Here is a 12,643-nt window from a genome sequence, read left to right on the forward strand (position 1 = left end):
CAGTTAACGCAGCACTCGTCCTGCAGCGGCCGCTGCTAATCAAAGGAGAGCCAGGAACGGGTAAAACCATGCTGGCAGAGGAAGTCGCTGTCGCGCTGGACATGCCGTTGTTGCAATGGCATATTAAATCGACAACGAAAGCACAGCAAGGTTTATACGAATATGATGCCGTATCACGATTGCGTGACTCCCAACTTGGTGACGAGCGGGTCAAAGATATTCACAATTACATTATTCAAGGTGTGTTGTGGCAGGCGTTTAACGCAGACCAACAAGTTGTTTTATTGATCGATGAGATAGACAAAGCCGATATTGAGTTCCCCAATGATTTGTTACGAGAACTTGATCGGATGGAGTTTTACGTCTACGAAACCCGTGAAATGGTAAAGGCCAAATTTAGACCCTTGGTCATTATTACATCGAATAATGAGAAAGAATTACCGGACGCTTTTCTGCGTCGATGTTTCTTTCATTACATTAAATTTCCCGACAAAGAAACCATGCGCGATATCGTCGACGTGCATTTTCCGCAATTGAAGAAAGATTTATTGGCGCAGGCGCTCGAAACATTCTATCAAGTGCGTGAAGTTGCCGGTCTGAAGAAAAAACCATCTACCTCAGAATTACTGGATTGGCTAAAATTATTACTGGCTGAAGATATTCCGGCCTCTGCTCTGCAAAGTAGCGACATCAAGACCATTGTCCCGCCTTTGCATGGCGCGTTACTTAAAAACGAACAGGACGTGCATTTGTTTGAGCGCTTAGTGTATATGGCGCGCAAAAACCGTTAATGTGAAACATTCTGCGAAACTCTAATGCTGATCGATTTTTTCTACACACTTAAAAACGCCAAAATTCCTGTATCAATCAAGGAGTTTTTGATTTTGCTGGAAGCATTGCAAAAGCATGTGATCACGCCATCGCTGGATAATTTTTATTATTTGGCGAGAACGACATTGGTCAAAGACGAAGCGCACTACGATAAATTCGATAAGGCATTTGGATTGTATTTCAAAGGCATTCAGGCGATTTTTGATAAAAACCCTGAGATACCTGCCGAGTGGTTGGCACAGCGCATGAAGCGGGATCTGACGCCTGAACAGTTGGCGCAGCTTGAAAAATTTGGCTACGACAAGCTCATGGATCGCATCAAAGAGCTACTTGAAGAACAAAAAGGTCGTCATGAAGGCGGAAACAAATGGATCGGCACGGGTGGCACATCGCCATTCGGCCATGGCGGCACCAATCCTGAAGGCATCCGTATGGGCGGCAGCGGCGGCAATCGCACTGCTGTAAAGGTGTGGGAAGCCCGCGCCTACAAAGACTATGATGACGAGCGTGAGCTCAATACCCGCAACATCAAAGTCGCCCTGCGTCGACTGCGTCGATTTGCCCGCGAAGGCGTGGCGGAAGAATTAGCGCTGGACGACACTATTCGGGCCACCGCAAACAATGCGGGCTATCTGGATATCAGAATGCAGGCAGAGCGAAAAAACAACATTAAAGTACTGATGTTGCTCGATGTCGGCGGCAGTATGGACGATCATATTGCTCGTACCGAGGAATTATTTTCGGCCGCTAAGACCGAATTCAAAAACATGGATTTCTTCTATTTCCATAACTGCGTCTACGACTATGTCTGGAAAAACAATCATCGTCGTCATGCGGAACGGTTCCCCACCTGGGATATTCTGCGCAAATACAAACCTGACACCAAGCTGATTTTTGTCGGTGACGCTACCATGAGTCCTTATGAAATTTTGCAACCAGGCGGCTCGGTTGAATATAATAATGACGAAGCTGGCGCCGATTGGTTGCAGCGTTTCACTAATGCCTTTCCAAAATTCATCTGGCTAAATCCTGAGCCAGAAGGTCTTTGGCAATACCGGCAATCGGTAGAAATAGTGAAGCAGTTGATGAGCAATCGCATGTTCGGACTGACTATCGATGGGTTGGAACGTGGGATGCGATTGTTAAGCAAGTGATACAAGGGTAAATAACGCTGTGTTGAACTGAAAAACTCTGCCAGCTTGCTCGCTAGCTTGTTAGCGCCAATGCACAGATGGTGCGGCGACTTTTGGTGCAACGTATTCGATTAGTCTACGTACCGATAATCACACTCTTACGTCGTCGTAAAAGCGTGCAAAAAATGGATGTTAGACTGAGAAGATGCGCTAAAATCAATGGCTAGAGAGTATGTGTCTGCCATTCTTTTACCTCCACAGTCTTACGGCTTGTGATCAGTTTTCTAAGATGCCTGAATTATCCATCTTCGCCATCGAAGAGCAAACTTTCAATTTTCTGTCACGTCCATATAATGGGGGGAAGTGCTGAAAGCTAGCGACCAAAACTGTAGATTTTGATAATTTCATCAACACCACGGTATGGTCTAACCTATTTTCTTGAATGTTTACGTATTTTGAAGACGGTGGTTGTCATGACCCCCTTTCAGAAATTTATTAAAAAACAACAAGCGGCCGCATTTTAGCTGGTTCAAACTGTTTTTGCATCGAGAAACGACCTATTCTGGAGCTGCGTCGATTTTTTCATTAGAATGCGTTCTTGTAGAGATTTCCCTCATTTTGATATTACTTGTTTTTTGTCTTAATTTACTAAAAGACAAGTATTAAAACTGCACCCCAACTGAATTGCATGGCAACTAAAAAATCTCCGATTTCCGACTACAGTGAATCATCCATCCGCGTCCTAAAGGGACTGGAGCCTGTCAAACAACGTCCCGGCATGTACACGCGGACCGAAAATCCACTCCATATCATTCAAGAAGTGATTGATAACGCCTCCGATGAGGCGCTGGGCGGCTATTGCAAAAATATTCTGGTGACGTTAAATGTCGACGGTAGCGTCAGCGTCGAAGATGATGGCCGAGGCATACCCGTTGGTATGCACCCGGAGGAAAAAGTCCCTACCGTCGAAATTGTATTCACGCGCCTGCACGCCGGCGGCAAATTCGATAAAGGTAGCGGTGGCGCTTACGCATTCTCCGGTGGCCTCCACGGTGTCGGTGTTTCCGTCACCAATGCACTTTCCACGCGACTTGAAATCACCGTCTGGCGTGAAGGCGGCGTTCATCAACTGGCGTTTGCCGGTGGCGATCTCATTGAGCAGTTAAAAACCCGGCCCCAAACACGCGACGACAAAAAAAGCGGCACACGCGTTACTGCATGGCCAGACCCAAAATATTTTGACTCGCCCGCAATCTCACAACCGGAATTGCAGCGTCTGCTGCGCTCAAAAGCGGTTTTGCTTCCGGGCGTCAAAGTCACCCTTCTCAACGCCAAAACCAATGATAGCCAAACCTGGCAGTACGACCAAGGGTTACGCGGCTATCTGATGGAGTCGTTAGCGCAATCGTCTAGCTCTGAGCCGCTAATACCGCTGTTTGAAGGCGAACAATACGCCACTGCAGAAACCGACGGATTTGCTGAAGGCGAAGGTGCGGCATGGGTCGTGGCGTGGACTGAAGATGGCGGTATCGTCCGTGAATCGTATGTCAACCTGATTCCAACCTCGGCTGGAGGAACGCATGAATCCGGTCTGCGCGAAGGGCTGTTTGGTGCAGTGAAGAATTTCGTTGACATGCACTCACTGTTACCGAAAGGTGTCAAACTGCTACCGGAGGATGTATTCGCCCGCGTATCGTTTGTTTTATCGGCCAAAGTGTTAGATCCACAATTTCAGGGGCAGATCAAAGAGCGTCTGAATTCGCGTGATGCGGTAAAGTTGATCTCGACTTATACTAAACCAGCGCTAGAATTATGGCTCAATCATCACGTCGAATACGGTAAAAAACTTGCCGAGCTCGTTATCAAGCAGGCGCAAAATCGTTTACGTTCAACCCAAAAAGTTGAAAAGAAAAAAACCTCGGGTATTGCCGTGTTACCTGGCAAACTGACAGATTGCGAATCCAGCGATATTAGTCGTAACGAGTTATTTCTGGTCGAGGGTGATTCAGCTGGCGGCTCCGCAAAAATGGGACGTGATAAAGAGTTTCAAGCGATTCTTCCTCTGCGTGGAAAAGTGCTGAACTCGTGGGAAACTGAGCGCGACCGCCTATTTGCGAATAATGAAATCCACGATATGGCGGTTGCTATCGGGATCGATCCCCATAGCAAAAATGACACAGTCGATTTCAGCACGCTCCGTTACGGAAAGATCTGCATATTGTCAGATGCGGACGTCGATGGATCACATATTCAAGTGTTGCTGCTAACGCTGTTTTTCCGCCACTTTCCACAGCTTATTGATCGTGGGCATATTTGCGTTGCACGGCCACCATTATTTCGGGTTGACGCACCCGCCCGCGGGAAAAAACCTGCACAAAAAATTTACGCATTAGACAACGGTGAACTCACTGCGATCGAAGATAAGCTGCGTAAAGATGGCGTCAAGGACGGGTCTTGGACCATTTCTCGCTTTAAAGGTTTGGGTGAGATGAACGCCGGGCAGTTGTGGGAAACCACCATGAATCCGGATACGCGTCGCTTGCTACCCATTATGCTCGGGGCGTTTGATCTGGAGGCGTCCGAAAATCGCTTTAATATGTTGATGGGCAAAGGCGAAGCCTCAGCACGTCGGGCATGGATTGAAGAGCACGGCAACGAAGCCGAGGCCGACATCTAATGAAACCTTCGGCACACATACGTCGACTGATACTTTCACTGACTTTCATGTCAGTACTGGTCACAGTCAACGCACGTGCCGATATTTATGGTTTTATCGACGAGCAAGGCGTCGGGCATTTTGCTACAGAAAAGATCACTGACCGTTACCAGTTATACATGCGAGGAAATGCGACCTTTGACTCCTCGAATTTCTTCTCCCATAAAGACCAACGAGTAGTCGGCCTGGATTCAAACTTCACAAAGACGCCGCTATATCGCTATCTATCGCAACATGCCGGTACTAAAAAATTTGAAGCGATTGTTAATCAGGCCGCAAAAGAATTTTCCCTTGAACCGGCATTGTTGAAAGCTGTCATGGCAGCGGAATCGGGGTTTAATCCAGCTGCCGTATCGCCAAAAGGCGCGGTCGGACTGATGCAAATTATGCCCGACACCGCCGAACGTTACGGCGTCATTAGTGACAAGAAAAAAACGGTACAGGAAAAGTTAAGCGATCCACGCACTAACATACGTCTCGGTGCGCGCTATTTACGTGATTTGATATTACTGTTTCCGTATAAACAGGAGCTGGTAATCGCCTCATACAATGCAGGAGAAGGTGCAGTAAGGAAATACAAAAATCAGATTCCGCCCTTCCCTGAAACGCGTAATTATGTACAAATCGTGGCGCAGTTCTACCAACTATATAGACCGGCTCAAAGTCAGCATGCCATTGTGCAAGACGACAGTAATCATTTTGCAGACTCCAGCTTGAGCGATGCTGAACACAGCAACCGGCCTCGCATCCACCTGGTCATTCCCGGACGTAGAAATATGCCTGACGGTCTGCAACCCATCATCGAATAAACCAAACGAATAAATCTCTAAAACTTCATGACTGAACAAAACGATCTGTTTGACCTGCCGCCGCCTGACGGCGAACCTAATGAATCACTAACCCTCGCAACTTTTGCAGAACGCGCCTATTTGGATTACGCCATTTCGGTCGTAAAAGGTCGTGCGTTGCCGGATGTTTCTGATGGTCAGAAACCAGTTCAGCGGCGCATCTTGTACGCCATGAATGAGCTTGGCCTGAACTCAAACGCAAAACCGCGCAAATCAGCCGCCGTAGTCGGCGACGTTCTGGGTAAATTGCATCCACATGGCGATCAATCGGTCTACGATGCGCTGGTGCGCATGGCCCAGGATTTTTCCCTGCGCTATCCGCTGATCGATGGTCAAGGCAACTTCGGCTCACGCGATGGCGATGGCGCAGCGGCGATGCGTTATACCGAAGCGCGCTTAACGCCAATTGCCAAATTGCTACTTGATGAAATTGACATGGGAACGGTTGATTTTCAACCCAACTATGACGGCTCGACCGAAGAGCCAAAACTGCTACCGGGACGATTGCCATTCGTGTTGCTCAATGGTGCGTCAGGTATCGCCGTCGGCCTGGCGACCGAAATCCCATCACATAATCTGACCGAAGTTGCCAAAGCGGCTGTCGCCCTGATTCGAAATCCGAACATGACGCATGCGGAATTAATGGAAATGATTCCGGGACCGGACTTTCCGGGCGGTGGACAAATTATCAGTTCCGCAGCCGCTATTTCGGATATGTATGAAGTCGGCCGCGGTAGCCTTAAGGTGCGTGCGTGCTGGAAAATTGAAGAGTTGGCACGCGGCCAATGGCAAGCTGTGGTCACCGAACTGCCACCGAATACTTCCTCACAAAAAGTATTGGAAGAGATTGAGGAGATTACCAATCCCAAGATTAAGCTTGGTAAAAAATCGTTAAGCCCGGACCAGATGGCGCTCAAACAAACCATTTTGTCGGTACTCGACGCGGTGCGTGACGAGTCCGGACGCGATGCGCCGGTACGCCTGGTATTCGAGCCAAAATCGAAAAATATCGATCAAACTGAATTCACCAACATGCTACTGGCGCATACGTCGCTGGAAAGCAGTGCGTCGATCAATCTGGTGATGATCGGCGGCGATGGACGGCCGCGACAAAAGGGTCTGGGTATGATCCTGCGCGAATGGATTCAATTCCGTTTCGCCACCATCACCCGCCGTTCACAATTTAAGCTTCAAAAAGTAGAAGACCGCATCCATATTTTGGAAGGTCGCGAAGCGATCTTGCTCAATATTGACAAAGTTATCAAGATCATCCGTGAGTCAGACGAGCCAAAACCGGCGTTGATGGATGCGTTTAAGTTATCGGATCGTCAGGCTGAAGACATTCTTGAAATACGTCTGCGTCAGTTAGCCCGACTGGAAACCATTAAAATCCAGCAAGAACTGGCGACACTGCGCGATGAAAAGAAAGGTCTTCAGGATCTGCTTGAAAATCCTTCGTCATTAAAACGTTTGGTCATCAAAGAAATCGAGGCAGATCAAAAGCAATTTGGCGATGCCCGCCGCACCTTGATTCAGGCAGCAGAAAAGGCCGTAGTAGAAACAAAAGTGATCGATGAGCCCGTCACCGTCATCGTCTCGCAAAAAGGCTGGATACGCGCCCGCAGCGGTCATAGTCAAGATGCTGCCCAGTTCACATTTAAAGCTGGCGACGCTATGTACGGCGCATTTGAATGCCGCACGGTCGACAATCTGCTGGTATTCGGCTCGAATGGCCGAATTTACTCGGTATCGGTGGCTTCACTCCCCAATGCGCGGGGAGACGGCATTCCTATCACCACGTTAATCGACCTGGCCAACGGCAGTAGCATATTGCATTACTTCGCTGCTTCGGCAGAAGTGACGCTATTGCTGGCGTCGTCAGGCGGCTACGGTTTCACCGCCAAAGTCGGAGACATGCTTAGCCGGGTTAAAGCAGGTAAGGCCTACATCACGCTGGATGAAGGCGATCAATCGTTACCGCCTCGCCCTATCGGTTCCAGTGCCAGCGCAATTGCGTGTTTGTCAGAAAAAGGGCGGTTACTCGTCTTTGGCCTGGAAGAATGCAAAATGCTCACAAATGGTGGCCGTGGCGTGATCCTGATGGAATTGGAGAATGCAGAAAAGCTATTGGCCGCTCAGCCTATCAGTCAACGGGGTGTGATGGTGTCCGGTATGGGTCGCGGAGGCAAGGCGCAAGATGTCTCTCTTTCAGCGAACGGCTTGATCCCGCATATTGGCAAACGGGCGCGTAAGGGTAAGTTGCTAGAGTCGAAACTTAAGCCGATGACATTAACGCCATTGGTGTAATTCACTCGTCGCTATATGCGTCACAGCAACGATATATCGAACATTTTTTAAAGGAAAACGGTTTGCCGCATAACATTTATTTAGCCATAACCGTCTCATGCATGTTGACGCTTTCAGGTTGTGCAACCTGGAAGCATCCATATAAAGGTGAAAGCGATTTCTACCGCGATAAATTATCGTGTGAGAAACAAGCTGCGCAAATTTATCCGACGATAATCGTGAATCAACTTAATCCTGGCTATCAGAGTCCTACGACTACCAACTGTCGGAGAATTAATAGCGATGATAAAAATAGTCAGGTTATTTGCAATACAACTCCGGGGCTGTACATGCCGCCATCGTATTCGCAGAATGATGTGAATGCATCGCGCAGAGATGCTGCTGTGGAGTCATGCTTGAGAGCTGGTGATTGGCGATTGGAATATTAATGAGTAACGTAGCGATAATGTAGACGTTAAAACGGAGGGCAATGCCCTCCGTTTTAACGTCCTTCAATTTACTCCATATCTCCACTAACTTTACATTCAGGTGGGACTGAAGAGCTTACAGCTTAGCAGCAATCAATTTACCTAATTTTTCAATACCTTCACGTATCTTGGCCGGTGGTACCGTCACAAAGCTTAACCGCAGTGTATTAGACTCTGGCGTGTTGGCAAAAAATGGTGCACCCGGGACAAATGCGACGTGCTCTTTAATCGCCTCATCCAATAATTTCATTGTGTCGATATGTTTTGGCAATGTTACCCAAATAAACATGCCGCCTTCTGGTTTGGTCCAGGTCGCACTGCTTGGAAAATAGGTTTCCAAAGCTGCTAGCATAGCATCGCACTGATCTGAATATAACTGCCGAATGGTCGGAATATGTGTACCCAAAAAGCCATCTTTAATCGCTTCGTACACCACCATTTGGGTCAATTGCGCAGTATGTAAATCGGTGGCCTGTTTAGCTTGCTCCATTTTATCAACCAATTCACGCGGCGCTACTACGTAGCCGAGACGAATACCTGGCGTCAATACTTTGGAGAACGAACCCATATAGATGACGCCATCGGGATTCATATTCAGCATCTTCGGCAATGGCTCGCGGCGATAGCTGAGCGCACCATACGGATCATCTTCAATCAGCGGCAAATTAAGGCGGGAACAAATCTCCACCAATGCCTGACGCCGTTCAAGCGACATCGTGCGACCTGTCGGATTTTGAAAGTTAGGCAGTGAATAAAGTAGTCGCGCATCCTTACCAAGTGTCGTAACCAGCTCTGGTATCAAGCCACCCTCATCGGTTGGAACCGAAACAAAGTCAGGGCCATACAAAGAGAAAGCTTGTAACGCGCCCAAGTAGCTCGGGGTCTCAACCAACACTTTGCTGCCTTCGTCGATCAAGACTTTGCCGAGCAAATCCAATCCTTGTTGCGAGCCAGAAACCATTAAGACCTGATCCATCGAAATCGTTGAACCATTAATCGACAATGAATTGGCCACCCATTCGCGTAGAGGACCATAACCGTCGGTCGGACCGTATTGCAATGCCACTTTGCCCTGCTGCGTCAGCACCTTATCGAACGCGACCTTCATTTGCTCGACCGGGAAAGTCAAAGGCGAAGGCAAACCACCGGCGAAAGAGATCACTTCCGGACGCATGGTTATTTTCAGAATTTCGCGAATAGCGGAACCCTGCAGTTTTTGTGCGCGTTCCGAAAAATGCCATTTCAGTGCGTTTGGATTCTCAATTTTCATTACTATTCTCTTTTATCGGTGTTGACGATTGCGGCATGGACTACAAGTGGTCACCGCAATATGCATAAAACGGTCAGAAACTTAATCAATTTCTGCAATGAGTTCGATTTCAACGCAAGCGCCCAATGGTATCTGAGCCACTCCAAATGCGGAACGTGCGTGCTTGCCTTGCTCGCCAAATACTTCGACCAACAATTCTGAGGCACCGTTTGTAACCAAATGCTGTTCGGTAAAATCACTGGTGGAATTAACCAGGCTCATCAATTTGACGATACGTTTTACTCGCGTCAGGTCACCGCCGCAGGCTGTTTCAAGTGTCGAGATTAATTCGATCGCAATACCGCGTGCCGCTTCTTTGCCTTCTTCAGTGCTCGTATTCTTACCTAGCTGACCGACCCATACTTTTCCCTCTTTTTTCGCCAGATGGCCCGATAAGAAAACATTCTTTCCACTTTGAGCGTACATAACATAGGCCGCGGCTGGTGCGGCGATCGCAGGCAGTGTGATATTAAGGGCTTTCAGCTTTTCATATACAGACATCTAACACTCCAATTCTGGATGGGTAAAAAAATCGACTGCGCCCGTTCTTTGGACGACGAATACATGATTATCTCAAATCTACCTGCGCTTTGCGTAAAAAGTAGATCTTTAGCATCACTTATACTGAAACTGCTCAATAAACATTATCAAAACTTAACAGGTTGCCGCCGAACGGCCATCTGCCGTCCAGCCGCCAGGGTCCTATCATAACTAAATACCAAACAATTTATGCGTTGATGGCTGCCAAAAGCGATCCAGCGATCATTGTACGGATTAGCGTTAAAGCCAAATTGAAATTGCCGAGTAGATTGTCAACAGCACCATGACTGTACAAAAAACACGTTGCCACAATACTTCCGCCAGATAGCGTCGCAAGACCGAGCCAGCGCCAGCCCATACACTAACGCAGGGCAGATTAATGGCGGCAAATACAAGACAATACAGGCATAGCGCCAGCCAGAACGGTTCAACCAAAGGCAAAAAGGCCGAAGCACTGGTGATCCCCATAATCCAGGCTTTTGGATTGGCAAACTGAAACAAGGCAGCACTGACGAAAGACATTGGCTGGGCGTTACTGTCCTTGTCGGCTTTAAAAGACATTTTGCGCAGTTTCCACGCCAGATACAGTAAATAGCCAGAACCCAATGTTTTCAGTATCAAATGCATTGATGGAAGTGCTAATAACAGGCTTCCAATTCCCATTCCACATATCAGTAGCAATACACAAAAACCGACAGTTACTCCCAGCAAGTGGGGAATCGAACGTGAAAAGCCAAACATGATGCCTGAAGATGTCAGCATAATGTTATTCGGACCCGGCGTAATCGATGACACAAACGCGAATACAGCCAGCGGAAACAATGATTCCATGATCATGTGGCACCGCCAACCGCTGGACGGAAAGGCTGGCGTAAGGCGTGCCCAAACCGGCGCAGTAAGGCAGTCAGTACACCACGATGATTGACGCAAGCGATCTCCACCTGACAGAGTCCGGAGTCTGCTTCTAGAACAATCAATTGATCAGGATGAACCGCCAGACGTTGCCCTGCGCTTAGCCAATAGTCATCAATATCACCCTCGCGGGTAATCCACACACGCCCGGCGACCACCCGAATAGAACATGGGCGAAGCGCGATACCGGCCAATACATCACCGACATCCATCGTATGGGAATCTTTCATGAACAATTTTTTCATCACATTCAACCTGAAAATAGTATGGGCTTTGACGAGGGAAGGCAGTTACCTTCTGTTTTGCCTCTTTTCTGCATTCGAGATTGTCAATGCCAATCCGATAGGTGTATCCTAACCGACAGGAGCGATACAGTACCAGTACACTTTATAAAATAATTCCTAACATTGCACCGGCAATATGACCAATACACTTAGCAACCGCAAACTTACCCCTCCGCGCTTGGTTAGCACCCAGCAACTTCTTTCGCGCGATGCGGACACGTCGCTTGTCGAGCAAATCGTCCGTGTGATCGAAACACGGATAAGTGACAAACTGCTTCGTACCGGTGCGCGCATGCCTTCTATCCGGCAGTATGCGGATCTAAATAGCGTGTCTCGCTTCACAGTTGTGGAGGCTTACGACAGACTGGTAGCAAAGGGATTTCTCGAGTCGCGGCGCGGTTCCGGCTTTTATGTCCGGGAACGTTCACCGTTGATTAACGCCCATCAGATACCCCAATCAAACCAAGAACAAACGCCCTCAATTGACATAGTCTGGCTCGTAAGAAACATGTTTCGGCAGATGCCGACACAAAAAAAGCCAGGAATGGGTATGTGTCCAGCCGAATGGCTTGATGGTGAACTCATTGCCAATGCCTTGCGTGCGATTAGTCGCCAAAGCGTTAGCCAATTGTTAGGTTATGGTGATCCACAAGGTTTTTTCCCATTGCGGCAACAGCTGCAACTTAAACTGGCAGAGCTTGAAATTGCGGTCACGCCCGAGCAAATCGTCACGACTACCGGTGTCACGCTGGCGCTCGATCTGGTGGCGCGCCACTTTACCAAGCCTGGAGACGTGATTTTTGTTGACGATCCGTCGTGGTTTCTAATGTTTGGTTCGTTTGCCGCCTTGGGCACCAAAGTCATTGGTATTCCTCGTTTGGCAGATGGTCCGGACATCGTCAAACTGGCTGAGTTGGCTGCAATACATAAACCCAAATTATATGTACTGGTTTCAGTGCTGCACAACCCAACATCGACCTCGATGTCAGCGGCCAAGGCATTTCAGACATTAAAAATTGCCGAAGAACATAACTTTACGATAGTCGAAGACGATATTTATTGCGACATCCATCCTGGTTCTGCAGTTCAGCCGGCGACCAGACTGGCGACACTCGATCAGCTGAGTCGGGTCATTTATCTGGGTGGATTCTCCAAAACATTATCAGCTAATCTACGCGTAGGTTTTATTGCCACTTCGCATGAGTTAGCGCAGCATTTAACTGATCGCAAGATGCTAACAACGCTCACCACGGCTGAGATAGGGGAACGCGTTGTTTATAAAATATTATCCGAAGG

General features: G+C 48.2%; 10 protein-coding genes. 6 read left to right on the top strand and 4 right to left on the bottom strand.

All coding sequences use genetic code 11. The features are described 5' to 3' along the window. From QN379_RS22080 to parC, 5 genes are all read left to right on the top strand, one after another. Positions 1-791 (top strand): MoxR family ATPase (locus QN379_RS22080; protein ID WP_323507626.1); only part of this gene is annotated, 791 nt, incomplete at its 5' end. 24 nt (positions 792-815) lie between these two features. Continuing rightward, positions 816-1,985: a vWA domain-containing protein gene (locus tag QN379_RS22085; RefSeq protein WP_322238285.1), complete on the top strand. Its 1,170-nt coding sequence runs from the start codon at positions 816-818 to the stop codon at positions 1,983-1,985. Positions 1,986-2,652: 667 nt separating this feature from the next. Next, positions 2,653-4,641, top strand: coding sequence for a DNA topoisomerase IV subunit B (locus QN379_RS22090; protein WP_322238283.1), 1,989 nt, complete (start codon positions 2,653-2,655; stop codon positions 4,639-4,641). Further along, the gene (locus tag QN379_RS22095; RefSeq protein ID WP_323507627.1) at positions 4,641-5,489 is read left to right on the top strand and encodes a lytic transglycosylase domain-containing protein; all 849 of its coding nucleotides are present in this window, start codon (positions 4,641-4,643) and stop codon (positions 5,487-5,489) included. Before QN379_RS22090 ends, QN379_RS22095 begins: the two co-directional genes overlap by 1 nt. A 27-nt stretch (positions 5,490-5,516) precedes the next feature. After that, positions 5,517-7,835, top strand: a complete 2,319-nt coding sequence (parC, locus tag QN379_RS22100) for a DNA topoisomerase IV subunit A (protein WP_323507628.1) — start codon at positions 5,517-5,519, stop codon at positions 7,833-7,835. 543 nt (positions 7,836-8,378) lie between these two features. On the opposite strand, the gene QN379_RS22105 is transcribed toward parC, so the two are convergent. The 4 genes from QN379_RS22105 to QN379_RS22120 form a co-directional block, all read right to left on the bottom strand. Continuing rightward, complete coding sequence (locus QN379_RS22105; protein ID WP_323507629.1) at positions 8,379-9,572, bottom strand: PLP-dependent aminotransferase family protein; 1,194 nt, start codon at positions 9,570-9,572, stop codon at positions 8,379-8,381. Positions 9,573-9,653: 81 nt separating this feature from the next. Beyond that, positions 9,654-10,112, bottom strand: coding sequence for a RidA family protein (locus QN379_RS22110; RefSeq protein WP_322238275.1), 459 nt, complete (start codon positions 10,110-10,112; stop codon positions 9,654-9,656). Positions 10,113-10,391: 279 nt separating this feature from the next. Then, positions 10,392-10,982, bottom strand: coding sequence for a LysE family translocator (locus tag QN379_RS22115; protein ID WP_323507632.1), 591 nt, complete (start codon positions 10,980-10,982; stop codon positions 10,392-10,394). A 2-nt stretch (positions 10,983-10,984) separates the two neighbouring features. Further along, positions 10,985-11,308, bottom strand: coding sequence for a DUF2917 domain-containing protein (locus QN379_RS22120; protein WP_323507630.1), 324 nt, complete (start codon positions 11,306-11,308; stop codon positions 10,985-10,987). A gap of 175 nt (positions 11,309-11,483) precedes the next feature. On the opposite strand from QN379_RS22120, the gene QN379_RS22125 reads away from it, so the two are divergent. Beyond that, positions 11,484-12,643: PLP-dependent aminotransferase family protein (locus QN379_RS22125; RefSeq protein ID WP_323507631.1), on the top strand; the 1,160-nt coding region annotated here is incomplete at its 3' end.

Origin of the sequence: Glaciimonas sp. Gout2 (assembly GCF_035018905.1) — a bacterium.
Lineage (GTDB): Bacteria > Pseudomonadota > Gammaproteobacteria > Burkholderiales > Burkholderiaceae_D > Glaciimonas.